Raw genomic sequence first — 21,578 nt, 5'->3', positions numbered from 1 at the left:
ACCCCTTCTGCCGCCCGCATCACCTGATCCCAAGCCCCGAGCCCCCACGCGTCTTGCGGCACCCGACCGTCTCCCGCCCCTCCGGCAGGCGGCCCCGGCACCTCGCCGGACAGAGCACCGGACGTGTCCGACCGGCGAACCACCGGAACGGACGGTCCCCCAGTCGGCTTCGAAGAGTCCTGGCAGGTACTGCCGGACCGACAAGAAAGCGCAGCAGCGACGATGAAGCGTACGAGTATGACGGCGGCCCTGGCCACCACTGCCCTGGTCCTGGTGAGCTCGGCCTGTTCCTCGGGATCGAGCGGTGAATCGTCCGACGGACCGATCAAGGTCGGCGCGATCAACGGCGTCACCGGTCTGTTCCAGACGCCCGAGGTCCCCCAGGCGGTCAAGGCCGTCTTCGACGAGGTCAACGCGGCCGGCGGGGTCAACGGCCGCAAGCTCGAACTGATCAGCATCGACGACACGATGAACCCGCAGCGGTCCACCGAGGCGGCCATCGACCTGATCCGGTCCAAGGGGGTCGTGGCCCTCGTGGGCTCCTCCAGCGCGGTGGACTGCGGGCTCAACCGGGCGACGTACCAGAAGAACAACGTCGTCTCCATCCCGGCCGTCGGCGTCGACGCCGCCTGCTTCACCAGCCCGAACATCGCCCCGGTCAACCCGGGTCCGTTCACGCTGCTGACGGCGATGCTCTACTACGCGTCGGAGACCCTGGGCCACGACAAGGTCTGCATGGACTACACCGTGCTGCCCGGCAGTGGCGACGGCGTCGACAAGGCGGTCAAGGAATGGTCCGAACTCACCGGCAAGAAGCTGGCCCACAAGGAGTTCGCGGTCGGCGAGGGTGACCCCACCAAGTACCTGGTCGCCGACAAGGCCGCCGGGTGCCAGGCGGTCCTCTACAACGGCCCGGTCGGCCCGTACATGTCGCAGGCCAAGACCCAGGGCATGGGGGGCGTGGACTTCATCTTCGGCGCCAACAGCTACACCGACGCCAACGCCAAGGCCATCCCCGCCGGGATGTCCGTCTACGCGGGCACCGAGTGGCAGCCGTACACGGACGAGACCCTGCCCGGCAACAAGCGGTGGGCGGACATCGTCAGCAAGAACAAGATCCAGAAGACCGCCTTCAGCCAGGGCGCGGTGATGTCGGCGGACGTCTTCGTCCAGGTGCTCAAGGGCATGAAGGACCCGGTCAACCGCTCCTCGGTGACCAAGGCGCTCAAGAACATGCAGCCCATCACCTACCCGATGGTGGGAACACCGTGGGTCTTCGGCCCCGGCGACGTGCACAACCCGGTCAAGGGCAGCCGCTTCGTCAAGGCCGAGAACGGCAAGTGGAAGGTGCTCCCGGAGGGCTTCGTCGTCCCCGGCCAGAAGAGCTGACGGCAGCTTCAGACCACGCACGCACGCGCACGGCGTGCGTGCCCGGAACCCATCAGGAGGTGTCCGATGGTGAATTCTGTGATCGCCGGCCTGACCAGCGGCGGGGTGTACGCCCTGCTCGGGCTGTGTGTTGTACTGACCTACCGGCTCGCCGCCGTGGTCAACTTCGCGATGGCCGCCGTGGGCGCGATGGGCGCCTTCGTGATGGTGTCGCTGACGGACGCCGGGCTGAACGTGTGGCTCGCGCTCCCGGCGGGCGTTCTCGCGGGCGCCGTCCTGTCCGGCCTGCTCGGATCGGTGCTGGTGCGCTGGTTCGGCGGGCACAGCCAGAACACGAAGGCGGCCGTGACCGTCGCCCTGTACGTCGCCGTCATGGCGGTCGGAGTACGGTTCTTCGGCTCCACGACCACCGGGGCGCACCGCTTCCCGCAGCCCTTCGACGCCCCCGTCTTCACCATGGGCAGTGTCGTGGTGCCGCAGTCGGTGCTGGTCTCGCTGGCCTTCGCGGTGGTGATCACCGCCGGAGTCGGACTGCTGCTGAGCAGGACGCGGGTCGGTCTCCAGCTCCAGGCGCTGTCCGAGCAGCCGTCCACCGCCCAGGTGGTGGGCATTCCGGCGCCCCGGCTCGCCCTGGGTGTCTGGGTCGCCATCGGCGCCATCACCACCCTGGTCGTCCTGCTCGTGGCGCCACGTCTGGGCGGTGACTTCTCGACCCTCGGCAAACTCATCAACACCGCGCTGGCGGTCGCGATGCTGGGCGCCTTCCGGAGCCTGCCGCTGACCCTGGTCGGCGGACTGGTCCTGGGCTGCCTCGAAGGGCTCTCCGCGTCCGTGGAGTCGGTCCAGAGCTACCAGGGTGTCGTTCCCTTCCTGGTGATCCTGGTGGCGCTGTGGTGGCGCAGCCGGCACGAGGTCTGGGACACGGCGCACAGCCGATAGTGAACGGAGAACATCGAATGTCGATTCCGACGTCCACCCGGGCCGCCGTCCTGCGGGCCCATGGAGAACCGTTGGTCCTGGAGGAGCTGCCGCTCCCGGGAGAGTGCGAACCCGGCGCGGCGCTGGTGCGCGTGAACTGCGCGACCCTGTGCGCCACGGACGTCCACCTGTGGAGCGGCGCCATGGCCATGCCGGACATGCTGCCCATGGTCCTCGGACACGAGATGACCGGCACCGTGGTGGCCGTGGGTCCCGGGACCGTCGACGCGCTCGGCCGTCCGGTGCGCGAGGGGGACCGGATCGGCTGGTCCGAGTCCACCTGCGGTCACTGTCACGGCTGTACGGTGCTGCGCTCCCCCGTGGCCTGCTCGGACCGGGGATACGGGTTCCGTCAGCGCTCGGACCGCCACCCGTACGCCACGGCGGGACTGGCCGAGTACAACTACGTCACCCCGGGCGCCCAGAAGGTCATCCTGGCCGACGACGTCAAGGACACCTGGGCGGCGGGCGCGGGCTGCGCCGTCAAGACCGTGCTGCACGCCTTCGACCGGGCCGGCGGGGTGCGCCCGGGGTCGTCCGTGGTCGTCCAGGGCGCGGGAGCCCTCGGGATCTTCGCGACCGCGGTGGCCCGGGTGTCCGGCGCGGGCACGATCGTCACGGTGGGCGCGCCGGACGCGCGGCTGGAGCTGGCGAAGTCCTTCGGCGCCGACGTCACCGTCGGTCTGGACGGTGACCCGGCGAGCCGTGTCGCCGCCGTCATGGAGGCCACGGGCGGCCGGGGGGCCGAGCTGGTGCTCGATCTCGCCGGCGCCCCTGGGGTGGCCGCCGAGGCGGTGGACATGGCGGCGCAGGGCGGCCGGTTCGTCGTCGTCGGAAGCACCGGTCCCCGGCCCGACCCGGTACCGCTGGGCACGGTCATGGGCAAGGAGCTGAACATCCTGGGCTCCCTCAACGGGGACGTGGCCGACTACTACCGCGCGGTCGAGTTCCTGCGGACCTTCCAGTCCCGGTTCGCCTGGGACGACCTGTTCAGCGAGCCCGTCGGGCTCGGCGGGGCCTCGGCGGCCGTCGAGGCGATGTCCCGGCTCGAACAGGTCAAGGCCGTCGTCCACCCCTGGCAGGCGTGACGGCGGTGGCGGCCCGGTGTCCGGTACGGGCCCGTACCGGACACCGGGCCGCCACCACACACCCCCGAAGAAGCCGAAGAAGTCCGATCAGCCGAGTGGTCCGAGCAGTCGAAGAAGTCGAAGGAGTCAGATGTCCATGCCGACGAAGTCCGTACCGCACCGCCGTCTCGGGACCGCGGGTCCCGAGGTCTCCGTCCTGTCCCTGGGGTCGTGGCACATCTACGACCGGATGGACTTCCACGACGCGGTGGCCATGGTCCGCCGCGCCGTCGACCTCGGGATCAATCTGTTCGATGTCGGTGTCTACGGCATCCCCGGCGAGCCGCCCGTCTTCACCGACGTGCTGTTCTCGGCGATCGTGCGCGCAGCGGGGATCGAACGTGACGAGTACCTGCTCTCGACGAAGCTGTGGCTGGAGCCGTACCCCGAGCAGTCCCTGCGCGAGCAGCTGGAGCGGGCCATGTTCCGGGCCGGCACCGACCACGCGGACGTCGCGGTGCTCGGCGACATCCGCCGCGACGACCTGGACCTGCGCGCTCTCGCCGGGGACCTGGCAGAGCTGGAGCGGGACGGGCTCATCGGGTGCTGGGGGGTGAACAACTGGTCGGCCACCGCGGTGCGTACCGTCCGTGAGCACGCCGTCGAGGCGGGCTCCCCCGGTCCCCAGCTCGCGCAGCTCAAGTACAGCCCCTGCCGGCGGTCCATCCCGGACGGCGAGCCGTTCGCCCGGGTCTTCGCCGAGGGCGTCTCCATGCAGGCCTCCGACGTGATGGAGGGCGGCATCCTCGCGCGCGGCAAGGTCTCCCGGCAGATCGGCCGCGACCCGGGCGGGGTGCGTGACCGCATCGTGCAGGCGGCGCCGGTGCTCGCGGGCATCGCCGAGGAGCTGGAGGCGACGCCCGCCCAGCTCTGCATCGCGTACACCCTGACGCACCCGTCGGTCGCCACCGTGCTGTTCGGGGCCAGCAGCCTGCGGCAGCTGGAGGACAACGTCGCCGCCCTGGAGGTGCTGGAGAAGACCGGCGCCGAGCGGCTGAGGTCGCTGATCGAACCGCTCTGGGCGGACCGCGACGCGGTGGACCCGGAAGGGCCCTGAACCGCGAGACCCGTACGACCTCCGAGGGCACCCGCCCGGCAGATCAGGCAGACCACCCTCACCGTCCGACCCGCAAGGAGCGTAACGACATGGCCGGCATCCGCGGCTACTTCCACCCCAAGACAGGGACCGGTGCCTCCTCGCTGATCCCTTCGCCCCCCTGGCTGTACTCGGGCGACCTGCTCACCGTCGAGTACCGCACCGATCCCGCCCGGGTGCGCGAGCTGCTGCCGGAGCCGCTGGAGCTCGCCGAGGAGGACCCGGGGGCCGTCGCCCTGATCTGGGCCGACTGGCAGTCCTGCTCGTCCGGCGGGCCGGAACTGCTGGACCCGGTGCTCTCCCAGTACAAGGAGGCGTTCGCGGTCGTCCGGTGCTCGTACCAGGGGCGGACGTACTCGCGCTGCGTGTACATCTGGGTCGACAAGGACTTCGCGATCGCCCGGGGCCTGCACCAGGGCTACCCGAAGAAGCTGGGCTCCATCCACCAGACCCGTCCCCACCCCTACGGTCCCGCGCCGCGGATCGAGGCCGGTGCCCGGTTCGGCGCCACGCTCGCCGCGGCCGACCGCAGGCTCGCCCAGGCGGTGGTGACCCTCCGCGAGCCGTCGGAGACGGGCGGGTTCGTCAACGGCCATCCGATGGCCCATCACCGCTGGCTGCCCTCCGTGGAGAAGGGCAAGGGGCTCGCGCTCGACGAACTGGTCGAGTCCGGCGCCGCCTCCGTCGAGGCCGGTCCGGCCTGGGCCGGTGACGCGGAGCTGGAGCTGTTCGAGGCCCCCACCGAGGAACTGGCCCGTCTGGAGATCCACGAACCGATCGGCGCGTACTACCGCCAGGTCGGGGTCGTCTGGGACGGCGGACGCCTGCTGGAGTCCGGCACCTCCCACGCCCAGTGACCGATGACGAACGACACCCCCGGAGACCGGACATGACCTCTCTCATCACCACCGTGGCCGGTGTGGCCGTCGACACCCGGCACTGGATCGGCGGCGAACGCGTGGCGTCCGCCGAGACGTTCCCCGACCACTCGCCGATCGACGGCCGCGCCCTCGGCGAGATCGCCCGTGGCGGGGCGGCGGAGGCCGATGCGGCCGTCGCCGCCGCCAAGGACGCCTTCCCCGCCTGGGCGGCCACCCCGCGCGCCGAACGCGCCCGGCTCCTGCACGCGATCGCCGACGGTGTGGAGAAGCGCCTGGAGGACCTTTCGATCGTCGAGACCAACGACAACGGCGCGCTGCTGCGCTCCCACCGCCGCGGCGTGATGCCACGCGTCGCCCACAACTTCCGCTTCTTCGCGGACTGGCTGCTGGAGCTGGGGCACGAGGACTTCGACACCCGCGGCCACACCAACCACGTCTCCTGGGACCCGGCGGGCCCCTGTGTGCTCGTCACGCCGTGGAACGCGCCGCTGATGCTCGCCACCTGGAAGGTCGCCCCGGCGCTCGCCGCCGGCAACAGCGTCGTCCTCAAGCCCGCCGAGTGGTCACCGCTCACCGCGTCGCTGCTCGCGGACATCGCGGCCGAGGCCGGGCTGCCGGCCGGGGTGCTGAACGTCGTGCAGGGTTACGGGGCCGAGGTGGGCGCCGCGCTCGTCTCGCACCCGGACGTCCGCCGCATCAGCTTCACCGGCTCGGTGCCCACCGCGAAGACCATCGCGGCGGCCGCCGCCGCCAACCTGGTGCCGGCGAGCTTCGAGCTGGGCGGCAAGTCGCCCCTGCTCGTCTTCGCCGACGCCGACCTCGATCTCGCCGTCGACCTGGCGGTGGAGCAGTACGACAACTCCGGGCAGGTCTGCCTCGCGGCCACCCGTCTCCTCGTCGAGGAGACGGTCGCGGAGGAGTTCACCCGGCGCTTCGTGGAGAAGGCGGGCCGGCTCACCCAGGGCGACCCGCGTGACGCGGCCACCGACCTCGGCCCCAACATCCACCCCCGTCAGCTGGAGAAGATCGACGGCTTCGTCCGGCGGGCCCTGGACGCCGGGGCCCGCGCCGTCGTCGGAGGCGCGGCCAACACCGAACTCGGCGGGCTGTACTACCGTCCGACGCTGCTGACCGACGTCGCGCAGGACAGCGAGGTCGTCCAGGAGGAGGTCTTCGGGCCCGTTCTGACACTCCAGACGTTCGCCGACGAGGAGGAGGCGGTACGGCTGGCCAACGGCACCCGGTTCGGCCTGGCGGCCACCGTCGCCACCGGCAGCCGTGAGCGGTCCGAGCGTGTCACCGCGCGACTGGTCGCGGGCACCGTCTGGGTCAACTGCTTCTTCGTCCGCGATCTCCAGGCACCGTTCGGGGGCTCGCGCCACTCCGGTGTCGGGCGCGAGGGCGGCACGTGGAGCTTCGACTTCTACTGCGACGTCAAGAACACCGTCACCGCTCCCGAAGGACGGCCGGACCATGGGTGAGATCGTCGGGGCGGGCCTGCTGGCCCACGTGCCCACCATCGTGCTGCCGCGGAAGACCCGGCTGGAACTCAACGACGGCAAGGAGGTCACCCTCGTCACCGGGCTGAACCAGCTCCGCGAGGACGTCTTCGAGACCGCGGACTACGACACCGTCGTGGTCCTCGACTCCCACTGGGCCACCACCGTCGAGTTCGTCGTCACCGCGCAGTCCCGGCGCGCGGGGCTCTTCACCTCGGAGGAGCTGCCGCGCGGCATGTGCCGGATGCCGTACGACTTCCCCGGTGATCCCGAACTCGCCCACAACATCGCCTCGTTCGCCGACAAACACGGCACCTGGATCACCGCGATCGACGACACGTATCTGCCGATCTACTACGCCACCCTCAATCTGTGGCAGTTCCTCGGCAAGGGGCTGCCGGACAAGCGGTGGGTGTCGATCGGCGTGTGCCAGACCGGCGACACGGAGGACCATCTGCGGCTGGGGCGCGCGCTCGCCGACGGCATCGCGGCCACTCCCGGCCGCAAGGTGCTGCTCATCGCCTCGGGCGCGCTGTCGCACACCTTCTGGCCGCTGCGCCAGTTGCGCGACCGTGAGTCCAGCGACCCGGCCAACATCTTCACCCCCGAGGCGCGCGCGGCCGACGCCGAGCGCATCGCCTGGTTCAAGGAGGGCCGCCACGACAAGGTCCTGCGCACCATGGACGAGTTCTCGGTGTACCGGCCCGAGGCGAAGTTCTTCCACTATCTGATGGCCGCGGGCGCCCTGGGCGGTGAGGCGTGCGTCGCGAAGGGCCGCCAGTACGGCGAGTACGAGAACTCGATCGGCACCGGTCAGGTCCACCTCTGGTTCGACCGGCCCGCCGGAGGATGGGCCGGAACCCCCGGGCCCCGTCCCGGCGATGATCCGCACCAGCACGCCGCCCCGCACGCAGAGCAGGAGTCCTGACATGCCCGAGTACCGTCGCATCCTCCTCGACGGGGCCGCCGTCGAGACCGTCCGTGACGGCGACGAGCTGGTCGCGGGCGACGGCCGCCGCGTCAAGGCGGACGACGCCCGGCACCTGCCCCCGGTCGTACCCTCGAAGATCATCGCGGTCCACCTCAACCACCGCAGCCGGGTGGAGGAGTTCCAAACCCGGCTGACCCCGGCGCCGACGTACTTCCACAAGCCCACCTCTTCCCTCAACTCCCACGGCGGCGCGATCGTCCGCCCGGAGGGCTGCACCTGGCTCAACTACGAGGGAGAGGTGGCCATCGTCATCGGCAGGACCTGCCGCAACATCTCCCCGGACGAGGCGGGGGCGTACATCGCCGGGTACACCGTCGCCAACGACTACGGTCTGCACGACTTCCGGGACACCGACGCCGGTTCCATGCTGCGCGTCAAGGGTTCCGACACCCTCTGCCCGCTCGGCCCCGGCCTGGTCACCGACTGGGACTTCCACGGCAAGTACCTGCGCACCTACGTCAACGGCGAGGTGGTGCAGGACGGTTCGACCGACGAGATGGAGTGGGACATGCACTATCTCGTCGCGGACATCGCCCGCACCATCACCCTGTACCCGGGCGACGTGCTGCTGTCCGGCACACCGGCCAACTCGCGCCCCGTGCGGCCCGGCGACCTCGTCGAGGTGGAGGTCGAGGGTCTGGGCCGGCTGACCAACCGGATCGTCACCGGACCCACCGCGATCCGTACGGACGTCGGGGCGCAGCCCACCGAGTCCGAGGAGGTCCTGTCCACCGCGCTGGGCGGCGACTGGGAGTTCCGCGGTGTCAGAGCGCCCAGGCGCTGACGTGTCCCGGGGCCGCCGGTCCGGTCGGGCCGAGACCGGCGCGGCGGCCCCGGGCGCGCGCGGGGCCTGCCGGCACACCGCGCTCACAGAAACGGAGGAGGCGCATGCTGGACGCCACCCACGAGGAACTGCTGTCCCGGGCGAAGTCGCTGGACCTGCCCTCGTACCACCACATCGACGGGAAGGACGAGGCGGGCGGCGGCGCCGCCTTCCCGGTCGTCTCACCCCGTGACGGGCGGGTCCTGACCCGGGTCGCCGACGCGCGGGAGGCGGAGGTCGGCCTTGCCGTCGCCGCGGCCCGTGCCGCGTTCGACTCGGGCCCCTGGCCGCGCATGGCCCCCGTGGAGCGCGGGCGGGTCCTGCTGCGCGTCGCGGATTCGCTGGAGCGGCACCGCGAGCGGCTGGCGCTGACCGTCAGTCTGGAGATGGGCAAGCCCGTCACCGACGCGTACGACATCGAACTGCGCGCCGCCGTCAACACGTTCCGCTGGTACGGGCAGTTGGCGGACAAGCTCACCGACGAGGCCCCGCACACCGCGCCGGACGCGCTCGCGCTCGTCACCCGGGAGCCGGCGGGTGTCGTCGGCGCCGTCGTGCCCTGGAACTTCCCCCTGACGCTGGCCTCCTGGAAGGTCGCCCCGGCGCTCGCCGCGGGATGCACCGTCGTCCTGAAGCCCTCGGAGTCCTCACCGCTGTCCGCGCTGCTGCTCGGACGGCTGGCGACCGAGGCGGGGCTGCCGCCGGGGGTGCTCAACGTCGTCACCGGCGACGGTCCGACGGCGGGACGCGCCATCGGACTGCACCCGGGCGTCGACGTCCTGGCGTTCACCGGCTCCACCGCCGTCGGGCGGCACTTCCTGCGGTACGCGGCCGACTCCAATCTCAAGCGGGTCTGGCTGGAGCTCGGAGGCAAGTCGCCCAACATCATCCTCCCGGACGCCCCCGATCTGGCGAAGGCCGCCGCCACCGCGGCCTGGGGCATCTTCTTCAACCAGGGTGAGATGTGCACCGCCCCCTCGCGGCTGCTGGTGCACTCCTCGGTCGCCGAGCAGGTGACCGAGGCCGTCGTGGACCACGCCCGTGCGCTGCGGGTCGGAGATCCCCTCGATCCCGCGACGGAGATGGGCGCGCTCGTCGGCGAGGACCATCTGCGGCGGGTGCTGGCCCATGTCGGGGACGGCCGGGAGGAGGGCGCGCGGCTGCGCTGCGGCGGCGCGCGGACCCTGACCGGTTCGGGCGGCAGCTTCATGGAGCCGACCGTCTTCGACCGGGTCGCGCCGGGGTCCCGGCTGGCCCGCGAGGAGATCTTCGGGCCGGTGCTGTCCGTCCTCACCTTCGACGGACTCGACGAGGCCGTGGCCCTGGCCAACGCCACCGAGTACGGTCTGGCGGCCGGGGTGTGGACGTCGGACCTGTCCACGGCCCACAAGGTCTCCCGCGCCCTCAGGGCGGGGACGGTGTGGGTGAACTGCTACGAGGAGGGCGACCTCACCGTTCCGTTCGGCGGGATGAAGCAGTCCGGCAACGGCCGGGACAAGTCCGCGCACGCCCTGGAGAAGTACACCGAACTCAAGACGACCTGGATCCAGCTGTGAGCCGTCCCGTACGGCCGCTGATCGCGATCCCGGCCCGCTTCGCCGCCGGGACGTCCGCCCTTCGGTACGCCGCCGAGGTCAACGCCCGCGCACTGGTCGAGGCGGTCTGGCGGGCGGGCGGCGAGCCCGCGACGATCCATCCGCACGCGCCCGACGGCAGCGCCGATCCCGGCGAGGTGGCCGACCGGCTCGGGCGCTTCGACGGGGTGCTGCTGCCCGGGGGCGGGGACATCGCCCCCGGCCGGTACGGCGCCGGACCGGCCCATGAGAGCGTCTACGACGTCGACGACCAGCAGGACGGTTTCGATCTGGAGGCCGCCCGGCAGGCACTGCGACTGGGGATGCCGCTGCTGGCGGTCTGCCGCGGCCTCCAGGTCGTGAACACCGTGCTGGGCGGCACCCTGGCCCAGGACATGGGGGGCCCGGAACGCGAGCACCGTCATGTCGTGCACCCGGTCGAGCTGGCGCCGGGCTCGGTCGTCGCACGGGCGGCGGGTGTCGGGAAGGTGGACGTCTCCTGCTACCACCACCAGCGCGTCGAGCGCCTGGGCCGGGGCCTGAGGGTCTGCGCCACCGCTGCCGACGGGACCGTCGAAGCGCTCGAACTCCCGTCGAACGAGGGCTGGTTCACCGGAGTTCAGTGGCATCCGGAGGACACCGCGCACCACGATCGCGCCCAGCATGGCCTTTTCGACGCTCTCGTACGGGAGGCCGGGTCGCGCGCCCGGTGACGCGGTGGACGTGACGCGCCCGCCGGCGCGGTGAACGTCGCGCGTGCGATGACGCGGTGGACACGGACACCGCCCCGGCCGGCCCGTTCCTCGGGGCCCGCCGGGGCGGTGCGGTGCTTCCACGGGGTGGTGGGGTGCGGTCACCCCACCACCTCATGGGGCTGCCGGGCGCCCCGTGTCAGGGCCGTCGGCAGCGGATCTCCTCAGATGGCCTGCCACAGGGCGGGAACGTTCGGCGGCTCCCAGCCCTGGTAGGCGGTGTGGCCCTGGAGGCACCGGTAGCTGACGCCGTTGTACGTCACGACGTCACCCGCCTTGTAGGTGCCGCCCAGCTGCCAGCTGGTCTCCCCGCCGCCACCGCCGGGCACCGTCAGGGTGTAGGTGGTGGTGTGGCTGACCGCACCCGTACCGGTGAAGGTCAGGGTGTAGGTCCCGCCGACCGTGCCCGCCGCGACCTGGACGGTGGCGGAGGAGGACTGGCCCGAGGTCACCGAGGACGGGCTGAACGACACGCTCACACCGTTCGGCGCACCCGACGCCGACAGGCTCACGTTCTGCGCGTTGCCACTGGTGGTGGCGGTGGAGACGGTGACCGTGGCGGAGGAACCGGCCTGGACCGTGCCCGAGGACGGGTTGGCGGAGATCGAGAAGTCGTTCGTCGGCGCGGGCGTGTCCCCGACGGAGGTCTTCCAGATCGTGTAGGCGATGCCGTCGACGCTGCGGTTCAGCGCGGTGGCGTTGATGTTGCTGGTGGTGTCACAGGAGGAGTGGTAGCACGGGTCGTAGCCGCGGCCCGCGGTGCCGCCCCACTTGGCGGCCTCGGCAGCGGACTTCACGGCCGAAGCACCGGTGGCGTAGCCCGAGGTCGGGACACCGACCTTCTGGAAGGAGTAGTCGTCCGAACGGCCCTGGCCCTCGACGTTCTCCTGCGGGGCGAGGTTGAGCGAGGTCCAGTACTCCTTCATCGGGACCGAGGCCGCCGAGTTCACGTTGTTGATGAAGTAACCGGCGTTGGTCGAGGCGACCATGTCGAAGTTGTAGTACGCCTTGATCTTGGCGCGCTCGGTGGTGGCGAGCGTCCGGGCGTAGAAGTCGGAGCCCTTCATGCCCGCTTCCTCGTCGGTCCACCACGCGAACCGGACCCGGTTGGTCATCGTCGGGTTGTTCTGCGCCAGGGTCAGCGCCGCCTCCAGGAGCGCGGCGGAACCGGAGCCGTTGTCGTTGATGCCCGGACCGGCCGACACGCTGTCGAGGTGCGCGCCGAACATGTAGACGCTGTTGGCGTTGCCCTGCGGCCATTCGGCGATCAGGTTGTTGCCCGAGCCGGCGGTGCAGCCGGAGGTGCAGGTCTGCTCGGTGACGGTGTAACCGGCGGCCTGGAGCTTGCCCTTGACGTACGCGAGCGAGGCGGTGTAACCGGCGCCGGTGGAGCGGCGGTTACCACCGTTCTGCGTGGCGATGGTGTTGAGCTGCGTCAGGTGCGCCTGCACCTTGGCCACGTCGACGTCCGGCGGGGTGGTCGGGGTGTTGCCGCCACCGACCTTCAGCGTGTACTGGGCGGTGTGGGTCTTGGTGCCCGCGGTGCCCGTGACGGTGATCGAGTAGGTCCCGGCGGCCGCGGAGGCCGAGGTGGAGACCGTCATCGTGGAGTTGCCGCCGGAGGTGACCGTCGCCGGGCTGAAGGAGACGTTCACACCCGCGGGGGTGCCCGACGCGGTCAGCGAGACCTGCTGGGCGCTGCCGGAGACGGTGCTGGTGTTGACCGTGGCGCTCGCCGACGATCCCGCCTCGACGTTGCCCGAGGACGGGCTGAGCGCCAGCGAGAAGTCGGTCTGCTGCGAGGTGCAGGTCGGGTCACCGGCCTGGGCCGGAAGGCTGACCGCGTCCCAGGCCGCCTTGGTCGCGTTGAACAGACCACAGCTGGCGTCCAGGCTCTTCGCCGAACTCAGCGTGGCGGTGCGGTAGCGCTTGTACGTCATGCCGCTGGTCTTGAGCAGCATGCCGCCGTAGAAGACCTTGCCGGCGTTCTGGATGCCCACGCCGGTCACCTGCTGGTTGTTGCAGGTGGGGCTGGAGGGCTTGCCGCCGCCGGGGTTGGACCCCTCGGCCAGCAGGTAGAACCAGTGGTTCAGCGGTCCGGCCGCCTTGTGCTCCTCGGTCGAGGGGATCGACGCGGAGTAGCAGTTGGGGTCGTTGCTGACCAGGCTCGGGTTGTACATGTTGCGGATCGGACCGCGGCCCTGGAGGTTGATCATCTCGCCGACGGTGTAGTCGGGGGTGTCGTACGGGGCCGGCTCGTTGGCGTACGCCTCGGTCAGGGCGCCCATGATGTCGCCGGTACCCTCGCCCAGGCCGCGCTCGTTGTTCGCGCCGCCGGGGGTGTACTGGTCGAGGCCGTGGCCGAACTCGTGGCCCACCACGTCGATTCCGGCGATCCACTCGTTGGCGCTGTTGTGGCCGATGGTGATCGTGGAGCCGTCCCAGTACGCGTTCAGGTCGTTGAGGCCCACGCGCACCGGCCAGCTGCCGCCGTTGCCGTTGTGGCCGTTGCGGCCGAGCCAGTCCCTGAGCATGTCCCATTCTTTTTGCGCCGCGAACATCACGTCGACGCAACCGGTTTCCCTGCTCGTGGGGTTACCGGTGCCCCAGCTGTCGGTGGCCTTGGTGAACACGCCGCCGTTGTAGTCGGAGCACTGGAGCCCGGGGCGGGTGGTGTCCTTCAGCACGTAGTTGCTGCCCGACCGGGAGGTGTCGATGGTCAGGGGGTTCGGGCCGTTCCACTTGCTGTTGCCGGTGCCCGCCCGCACGTCGTCGTAGCTGTCGACGACCTTGCCGGTGCGCGCGTCCACGAAGACGTGCAGTGTGCTGGGCACGTTCGCCTTGGTGCGTCCGGTCAGCACGGTCTCCCACGCGAGCGTGGAGACGTTGTCCTTGACCCGGACCACGAGGCGCTTGGAGTCGACCTTGTCAACCGACGGGAGCTGGGCGCGGCTGGTCGCGACCGCCTGGTCCGCCGTGATCCCGGCCTTGGTGGAGACCGAGATCCGGGCCTTGGTGGCGGAGTGGACCGAGCGGACCTTTCCGTTGCCGTCGGCGAGGACGACCGCGTCGCCGCCCACGACGGGCAGACCGCGGTAGGTGCGCTCGTACGCGACGGAGTACAGGCCCTTCACCCAGGGCGTGACCTGGGCGCGGTCGTACTGCTCCTCGGGCCCCTTGGCGAGTGCGTCGACACCGCTGCGCGCGGCCTGGTCGGCGGCGGAGACGGCCATCGCGACGGGGGTCGGCTTGCTCGCGGGGGATGCGGCGGCCGGAGCCGAGGCCGAGGCGAAGGAGGCCGGCACCACCACCCCCCCGAGCGTCACGGCCAGGGATATCCCGGCCACCGCCATCTTTCTAAGCATCGTGGCTCCTTGTGAGAGGTGTTGAGGCTCTGTTCGGTCGCCCAGGCCGGCCACACGTCGAGGGTCCGCTTTCACGGACGCAGCGGTGTCTCCGCCCGACCCGCTGACGGTGGCATGTCATGGCTTGGGCTGGCCGAACACTCACACCGACCCGCGCCCGGGTCAACGGATTGCGGGCCGCCGTCACGGCCTGTCAAAATCTGGCAAGCGGAACCGGGACGGTCCGGACCTCAAACCCCCGCGTCCAGCAGCTGTTCGCGGTACTCCCTGACCTCCGGAAGGTCGCCCCATTTCCCGGTGAGTCTGCCGTGCAGCCCGCGCAGCTCGGCGGTGATCATCAACTCCTGTGAGCGCACGGCCTCCTTGAGCACCGGGGCCGCCAGGGCGACCGCCGCGCCGGGGTCGCCCGCACACGCCCAGCAGTCGGCGAGGCGCAGGGTGAGCAGCAGCCGGGTCGCGCGCATCAGGGGCGGCAGCCGGGCGCGCGACAGCTCGGTGGCGTCGACGGCCCGCCGGGCCGTCCCGCGGTCGCCGGTCGTCGCGGCGAGGTCGCGCAGGGCTCCGCCGATCGCCGACTCCACCCGCATCTCGCCCTCGGCGCCGGACAGCCAGGGCGCCTCCAGACGGTCCCGCTGGTCGAGCCGGGCGAACTTGCGCCGGGCCATGGTGATGTGTCTGCGGCACTCGGCGGCGTCGCGGTTGAGCGCGTGCCCGCGCGCCTGGTACAGGGACGAGAGGGTGGCGATCCACCGGCGCTGGGCGTCCACCGCGCCGATGGCCCGCGCGTACACGAGCGTCGATCCGGCGTCCTGGTCGAGCCGTACCAGGGTGCACATGTCGCTGAGCAGGGTCGCTCGCGCCGGGGCGTCGTGGACGGCGTCCGCCCACCGCAGACCGTGGCCGAACCAGGCCATGCCGATGCTGCTCTGGCCGCGCTGCATCCGCAGCCGTCCGGCGACCTGGGCGTACTGAGCGGCGAGCCGCAACTGCCCGTACGGCAGGCGCCCGTTGGAGTTGACCTCCTCGGCCCACCGCACCACGACGCGCAGCAGCCGTTCCACGGTGGCCACACCGTCGGCGGTGACGTGGTGCAGCGCCTCACGGATCAGGCAGGCCAGGACGGCGGTGAGCCCGTGCAGCAGCTCGGACTCCGTGCCCGCGTCATCGGTGAATCGGTCGTGCGGCGAGGCCAACCCGTTGACGAGGGCCGGTACCTCACGCCGGTCGGGCACCGCGCAGCCCGCGTTGCCGTGCAGCGGACACGCGAGCCCCTCGGCGGGCAGCCGCGACGGCCACAGGAGCGGGTCCAGCACGTCCTGGTCGCCGGGGGCGTCCACGCCGGGTATCGGGGCGAAGAGTGTCGGGTCAGCCAGAAGACGGCCGGGGCCGGGCGGCACTTCGCGTGGCGCGGCGACGATCGCGGCCAGCTCGCCGCCGGTCTCCAGAACGGAGTCGAGCCGGCGCACCAGACCGATCGGCGGCTCCCGGAGGCCGCCTTCGAGTTTGCTGATGAGGGTGTGGTGGTACCCCACTCTCCGGCCGAGCTGCAGTTGGGTGAACCCGGCCCGTCGGCGCCTGGACCTCAAGTGCCGGCCGAACTCCGCCCACGACTCCACTGCCTGCGCTGTTTCGACGGACATGGCCCCTCCCGGTCGAGGCTTCCGCCTCCAGCAGTGTGACATCCGGACTTCGCGCCTATCTGCTACCGGACAGCACAGGGGAGGGACCGCGCCACGTCAATCGAGTTGGCCAAAGGGCAGTCGAATCGATCTCTATCGGAGTCGGCACCGAGCCTTGACAAACGAACGGGGACGGGACGAGGCCGTGCGACGGATGCCCCTCGCGGGCGTGTCATGGGCAGGGTGCCGCATCCGGCCCCGGACGGCGGGGACAACGGCCGACGACCGGCCTGGCCGAAGGGCCCGTCCGGCCCGGGTGGCGGTGGACCGGCGCACCGCAACCCGCGTGAGCACCCCCGAGCGGCGCTGAGGAATCATGGGAGGCGCACGTCCGCCACCCGCGCCGCACCAGGAGAGCAACCGCCTTGTCACAGCGAACGCCCCACGCCGCCCGCCCAGACCTTCAGGCCGATTGCGGGAACTGTTTCGGCCTGTGCTGCGTGGCACTGCCGTTCGCCCGCTCGGCGGACTTCGCCGCGAACAAGGCGGCGGGCACTCCGTGCGGCAATCTCCAGGAGGACTACCGCTGCGGCATCCACGAGCGGCTGCGCGACAGCGGCTATCCGGGCTGCACGGTCTTCGACTGCTTCGGGGCCGGCCAGAAGGTCTCCCAGGTCACGTTCGCAGGCCGCGGCTGGCGTGAGGAACCCGGTACGGCCCGCACGATGTACGAGGTCTTCCCGGTCATGCGGCAGCTGCACGAGCTGCTGCGGTACGCCACCGAAGCCCTGGACCTCGCGGCGGCCGGGCCCGTCCACCGGGACCTGCGCCGGGCCGTTGAACGCCTCGACGCACTGACCCGGGACACGGCCGGGACCCTCCTCGCGACGGACGTGGCGGCGCTGCGCGCGGAGGTGAACACACTTCTGCTGCGAGCCAGTGAGCTCGTCCGCGCCGGCGTGCCCGGCCGCAAGAAGGATCACCGCGGCGCCGACCTCATGGGAGCCCGTCTGCGTGGAGCCGGGCTGCGCGGGGCGAGCCTGCGCGGTTCCTGTCTGATCGCCGCCGACCTCTCGGGCGCCGATCTGCGTGACGCCGACCTGATCGGGGCCGACCTGCGCGACGCCGATCTGGCCGGCGCCGATCTGACCGGAGCGCTCTTCCTCACCCAGGCCCAGCTCAACGCCGCCCGCGGTGATCGGGCGACCAGGCTCCCGGCGGGCCTGGAGCGTCCACGGCACTGGACCGCCTCCGCCTGACGCCCGGACACGAACGGGCAACGGGGGCCGCACCGGGGCCCCTTGGCGTCACACGCCGCTCCGGCACGGACGGTCCGCCGGTACGGACCGACGGGGCCGGCGGCGCCGAGGTTCGGCCGGTCGAACCGGTCCCGCGACGGGAAGCCGCCCCACCTCGCGGACGATCGGCCGCCTCCGCCTGCACGACCCGACACCCCGTCACCGCACGCCTTCCACGGGGTGACACGCCGGGAGAGCGCGACCCCTCAATACCAGCTCAGGATGCAGAAGGTGGGTCCGCCCCCCGCGTCCCCGCACACCCGGACCTTATGAGGCGAGCCGTCGTAATACAGGGTGTTACCGGTGGACACCGCGTCATATCCCTCGGCATACAAGTGGAATCCCGTCCAGGTCACCCCGCCATTGGTGGAGTCGTCGATCCAGACGCGTGCCCACGCGTTGTCGGGCGTTTTGATCAGCCCAGAAACGTACTCATGGCCATCCGGGCACAGGTAGATCTGCATGGTGATCACATTGCCGTGTCCATCGCCATTTCCGTCGCCCGCGCCGTAATGACACTGGCCTGCGGTGTAGGCCGAGGCTTCGGCGGGGAAGGCTACGAACGCCGCCGTCAGGGCAATCAGTACCGTGCCGACCCGGGCGATCTTGCGAGGCATCGGGAGACGTGGGAGTCGTGAGAGTAGAGCCTTCATGGTTGCCCCCTCGGATTCTTTTGTCGTGCTCACGCTATGGGCCCGTCTCGCGAAGGGGAAGCGAAACAGCTCCAGTGGCCGAATTCGAACCATGGCGGTTTTACCGAGGTGAAGGGACCCGCATTCCCTTTCAGGTTGCGACCCACACGTTGATGTCACCTTCCGGAGCCTTTACGGAAGTGTGGACGGCGCGGCGGCCGAGTCGGCGTCGCGGGAGCCGCGCCACCTCCTGACGGCCGCGCCGTCCACAGGGGGCAGAGCGGGGACGTGGCAGGGGTGTAGCAGGCACCACCGCAGGTCGGGGAGCTGACACCGTCGTGGTGACGCGGCGCCGTACCTAGGGTTTCCGGCATAGGTACGAGGCATGCGGCGGGTGTCTCCGACAGTGCGCGCCGGGACGACGGGGTGCCTGTGGACGTCCCCGCCGCCTCCCTGATCCGGAGGAACCGATGAGCCCGTTCGTCACCGAACCGCTGCGCCGTGCGGTGGTCGCCGTCACTTCCGTCTGTCTGCTCGCCTCCCTGGCGGCGTGCGCGGACCAGGCCCCGTCCAGCTCGGACGCCGCGCCGGGCCGGAGTTCACGCCCGGGCGCGGGAGCGCCGCCCCTGGCCGTGGACCTGGACCGCGTCACGATCGTTGATCTGCAACGAGCCATGAACGGCGAGGAGTTGACGTCCGAACAGCTGACGAGGGCCTACCTGGAGCGGATTCGCCGGCTGAACCCCCGCCTCGGGGCGGTGGTCGACACCAATCCGGACGCGATCGCCCTCGCGCGCCGCAGCGACACGGTACGAGGCTCCAAGGGGTCACGCGGACCGTTGGAGGGCATCCCGGTCCTGTTGAAGGAGAACATCGACACCGCGGACCGGCAGCCGACCACTGCCGGGTCCGAGGCTCTTTCGAAGGCCGAGCCCACCAAGGACGCGTTCCTGGTCCAGCGGCTGCGCGACGCCGGAGCCGTGATCCTCGGGAAGACGAACATGTCGGAGTGGGCCAACTTCCGGTCGCCCCGTGCGATCGCGGGATGGAGCGGCGTCGGCGGGCAGACCCACAATCCGTATGTGCTGGACCGCAGTCCCAGCGGGTCGTCCAGCGGTTCGGCGGTCGCCGCGGCGGCCGGCCTGGCGGCCGTGACGATCGGCACCGAGACCGACGGTTCGATCGTCTCCCCGGCGAGCATGACGTCGACCGTGGGCTTCAAACCCACCTTGGGCATGGTGAGCAGAAGCGGCATCGTGCCCATCACCGAACGCCACGACTCGGCCGGGCCCATCGCCCGCAACGCGACCGACGCGGCGCTGACGCTGTGGGCGATCCACGGCTCCGACCCGGCCGACGCGGAGACCGCGCGCGCCGATGCCGAACTGCCCGCCGACTACCGGACGATGCTCGACCGCGACGCGCTGCGCGGAAAGCGCGTCGGAGTGTGGCGCAAGGGGCACACCGGCATCGATCCCGATGTGGACCGGGTCTTCGCGGCCACCGTCAAGAGGCTCAAGGACCTGGGCGCCACCGTGGTCGAGGGCGCTGACGTGCCCAGCTCCCCCACGATGGCGCAGGAACACCTGGTACCCGCTGTGCTGACCGAGTTCAAGCACGACATCAACGCCTATCTCGCCGCCACGCCGGGCTCCCATCCGAAGGACCTGGCCGGGCTGATCGCGTACAACAAGCAGCACGCCCGGACCGAGATGGCGCTCTTCGGCCAGGAGCTGTTCGAGATGGCGGAAAAGACCGACGGCGACCTGAGCGACCCGGTCCACCGGCAGCACCGGGAGACCGCGACCCGGACGGCCCGGCAGGCCATCGACGGGACGCTGGCGAAGTACCGGCTCGACGCGATCATCACCCCCACCGAGCTTCCGGCGCCCGCGGTCGACTACCAGGGCGGCGCCACCCCCTTCACCAGCTCCAGCCAGAACTCCGCGGTGGCCGGGTACCCCCACGTCACCGTGCCCGGCGGATACGCCGAGGGAGCGTTGCCGCTGGGCGTCTCGTTCCTGGGGACGCGCTTCAGCGACGCGCGTCTGCTCAGCTACGCGTACGCCCTCGAACAGGTCACCCCGGCCCGTACGTCGCCGCGCTACCTCTCCACCCTCCCCTCCCGGTAGAGGGCCGGGGCAGATGTCCGGACCGGGGGTGTTCGCCCCCGGAGGCGGGGCCGGGGACCGGATCGGGCGACCCGGCTACCGGGCCCGGCCCCGGCCCCCGCCGTACGAGGGCCGGGGCCGGGGCGCCGGATCAGCCGGACTTGGCGGCCGGGGCCAGTTCCTGGGCCGGGGCGTGCGCGGCGCCGGTCTGGTCGGCCGGTTTCCGCACGGCGAGGGCGACCAGCGCGGTGGCGATGCCGGTCACGCCCATCACCGTCCAGGCGACCGGATAGCCGGGCCCGTCGACCAGCAGGCCGAACACCCACGGCAGGACGAACCCGCCGACCGCGGATACCGTCAGCATCAGACCGACGGCGGTGCCGAGGTGTTCGGGCGCGATCCGCGTGCTGTCGCCGGGAGCGGTCTGCCAGACGGCGAAGGTGAAGTTGAACATGAAGCCGATGCCGAGTGCGGCGATCCAGAAGGTCGCCGGACCGGTCAGCGGCAGCGCGAGCAGGAACAGGCTCTCCAGCACGGCTCCCGCCACGAACAGGGCGCGAGTGTTGCGGACCTTCTCGGCGAGCCAGCCCGCCGTGATGCTTCCCGGAACCCCGGCGATGCCGATGAGGAGAGCGGCCGCGCCGACGGTCGCCCCGGACAGGCCCCGGTCCTCGCCGTATCCGGCGATGAGCTGGGAACCGGTGAGGTAGGCGCCGTACGCGCCGAAGAACGCGATGCCGTACAGCCAGATCTCACGGTCGGCGAGGGTCCGGCGCAGTCCCGCCCGGCTGAGCCGCACACCCTCCAGGGCATCGATGCCGGCCGGGACGCGGAAGAACAGGCCGCAGGCGAGGGCGGCGGCCAGCGCGAGCGCGCCCCCCGTGATCAGGGACATGCGCCAGGACGTGGCGCTGCCGATGTCCGCCCACACGTACAGACCCAGGGCCGTACCGACGCTGAAGGCCGCCGAGGAGACCCCGAGGGCCAGCGTGTGGTGGCGCTTCCTGAACCAGACGCTGACGGCGGCGATCCCGACCGCCGCGAACACGGAGGCGCCCGCACCGCACAGTGCCCGCCAGACGATCATCTGGGGCAGACTCTGCGCCGTCGCCGACAGGAGCGCGCCGGCCCCCTCCACGGCGAGTCCGAGAGCGAGGACCCGGCGCAGTCCCCAGCGGGTGGCGAGGAAGCCACCGGGGATGTGCAGCAGCCCGTAGGCCGCCACGAAGACGGAGATGAGCAGCGCCACCGACGGGACGGAGAGACCGAACTCATCGGCGATGGGCCCGAATACGGCGGCGATGTTGAACCAGTTCACCGTCATCGCGATGAATCCGAACGAGATCAGTGCGAGCATGCGCCATTTCATGTGACGCTCCTTAGCCTTGGGCCGGTTGTGTGATGCACCGCATGGGGGGAGGGTGTGCCGGATGTCCGCCGCGC

16 protein-coding genes are annotated in these 21,578 nt (G+C 71.2%); 12 read left to right on the top strand and 4 right to left on the bottom strand.

The features are described from left to right. The first annotated feature begins 222 nt into the window (after positions 1 to 222). From PZB75_RS29005 to PZB75_RS28960, 10 genes are all read left to right on the top strand, one after another. Complete coding sequence (locus PZB75_RS29005) at positions 223 to 1,389, top strand: ABC transporter substrate-binding protein (RefSeq protein WP_275538259.1); 1,167 nt, start codon at positions 223 to 225, stop codon at positions 1,387 to 1,389. Positions 1,390 to 1,455: 66 nt separating this feature from the next. Then, positions 1,456 to 2,328, top strand: a complete 873-nt coding sequence (locus tag PZB75_RS29000) for a branched-chain amino acid ABC transporter permease (RefSeq protein WP_275538258.1) — start codon at positions 1,456 to 1,458, stop codon at positions 2,326 to 2,328. A gap of 17 nt (positions 2,329 to 2,345) precedes the next feature. Beyond that, on the top strand, positions 2,346 to 3,455 hold the full coding sequence (locus tag PZB75_RS28995) for a zinc-binding dehydrogenase (RefSeq protein ID WP_275538257.1): 1,110 nt from the start codon (positions 2,346 to 2,348) through the stop codon (positions 3,453 to 3,455). Positions 3,456 to 3,585: 130 nt separating this feature from the next. Beyond that, entirely contained in the window at positions 3,586 to 4,551 is a 966-nt protein-coding gene (locus tag PZB75_RS28990; RefSeq protein ID WP_275538256.1) for an aldo/keto reductase, read from the top strand. A gap of 89 nt (positions 4,552 to 4,640) precedes the next feature. Continuing rightward, a complete protein-coding gene (locus PZB75_RS28985) occupies positions 4,641 to 5,447 on the top strand; it encodes an acetoacetate decarboxylase family protein (RefSeq protein ID WP_275538255.1) in 807 nt (268 codons plus the stop codon). Positions 5,448 to 5,479: 32 nt separating this feature from the next. Next, positions 5,480 to 6,952, top strand: coding sequence for an aldehyde dehydrogenase (locus PZB75_RS28980; protein WP_275538254.1), 1,473 nt, complete (start codon positions 5,480 to 5,482; stop codon positions 6,950 to 6,952). Then, positions 6,945 to 7,898: a 3,4-dihydroxyphenylacetate 2,3-dioxygenase gene (locus tag PZB75_RS28975; RefSeq protein WP_275538253.1), complete on the top strand. Its 954-nt coding sequence runs from the start codon at positions 6,945 to 6,947 to the stop codon at positions 7,896 to 7,898. Before PZB75_RS28980 ends, PZB75_RS28975 begins: the two co-directional genes overlap by 8 nt. Before the next feature lies 1 nt (position 7,899). Continuing rightward, positions 7,900 to 8,745: a fumarylacetoacetate hydrolase family protein gene (locus PZB75_RS28970; RefSeq protein WP_275538252.1), complete on the top strand. Its 846-nt coding sequence runs from the start codon at positions 7,900 to 7,902 to the stop codon at positions 8,743 to 8,745. Positions 8,746 to 8,849: 104 nt separating this feature from the next. Then, positions 8,850 to 10,340, top strand: coding sequence for an aldehyde dehydrogenase (locus PZB75_RS28965; RefSeq protein WP_275538251.1), 1,491 nt, complete (start codon positions 8,850 to 8,852; stop codon positions 10,338 to 10,340). Beyond that, positions 10,337 to 11,071: a gamma-glutamyl-gamma-aminobutyrate hydrolase family protein gene (locus tag PZB75_RS28960; protein WP_275538250.1), complete on the top strand. Its 735-nt coding sequence runs from the start codon at positions 10,337 to 10,339 to the stop codon at positions 11,069 to 11,071. The genes PZB75_RS28965 and PZB75_RS28960 overlap by 4 nt, the downstream gene beginning before the upstream one ends. A gap of 203 nt (positions 11,072 to 11,274) precedes the next feature. On the opposite strand, the gene PZB75_RS28955 is transcribed toward PZB75_RS28960, so the two are convergent. Together PZB75_RS28955 and PZB75_RS28950 are read right to left on the bottom strand one after the other, a co-directional pair. After that, positions 11,275 to 14,475 carry a M20/M25/M40 family metallo-hydrolase gene (locus tag PZB75_RS28955; protein ID WP_275538249.1) on the bottom strand — a complete coding sequence of 1,067 codons (3,201 nt, stop codon included), beginning with the start codon at positions 14,473 to 14,475 and terminating at the stop codon, positions 11,275 to 11,277. Between the two features lie 230 nt (positions 14,476 to 14,705). After that, on the bottom strand, positions 14,706 to 16,115 hold the full coding sequence (locus PZB75_RS28950; RefSeq protein ID WP_275538248.1) for a helix-turn-helix transcriptional regulator: 1,410 nt from the start codon (positions 16,113 to 16,115) through the stop codon (positions 14,706 to 14,708). Positions 16,116 to 16,519: 404 nt separating this feature from the next. Between PZB75_RS28950 and PZB75_RS28945 the strand changes: the two genes are divergently transcribed. Then, complete coding sequence (locus tag PZB75_RS28945; protein WP_275538247.1) at positions 16,520 to 17,353, top strand: pentapeptide repeat-containing protein; 834 nt, start codon at positions 16,520 to 16,522, stop codon at positions 17,351 to 17,353. A gap of 245 nt (positions 17,354 to 17,598) precedes the next feature. Here PZB75_RS28945 and PZB75_RS28940 read toward each other — a convergent pair whose 3' ends face one another. After that, complete coding sequence (locus PZB75_RS28940; RefSeq protein ID WP_275538246.1) at positions 17,599 to 18,009, bottom strand: hypothetical protein; 411 nt, start codon at positions 18,007 to 18,009, stop codon at positions 17,599 to 17,601. A gap of 485 nt (positions 18,010 to 18,494) precedes the next feature. Here PZB75_RS28940 and PZB75_RS28935 point away from each other — a divergent pair, with 485 nt between their 5' ends. Beyond that, entirely contained in the window at positions 18,495 to 20,156 is a 1,662-nt protein-coding gene (locus tag PZB75_RS28935; protein WP_275538245.1) for an amidase, read from the top strand. Positions 20,157 to 20,286: 130 nt separating this feature from the next. On the opposite strand, the gene PZB75_RS28930 is transcribed toward PZB75_RS28935, so the two are convergent. Then, entirely contained in the window at positions 20,287 to 21,504 is a 1,218-nt protein-coding gene (locus PZB75_RS28930) for an MFS transporter (protein WP_275538244.1), read from the bottom strand. Between the last annotated feature and the right edge of the window lie 74 nt (positions 21,505 to 21,578).

Origin of the sequence: Streptomyces sp. AM 4-1-1 (assembly GCF_029167625.1) — a bacterium.
Lineage (GTDB): Bacteria > Actinomycetota > Actinomycetes > Streptomycetales > Streptomycetaceae > Streptomyces.
This window is presented reverse-complemented; position numbering and strand designations above follow the sequence as displayed.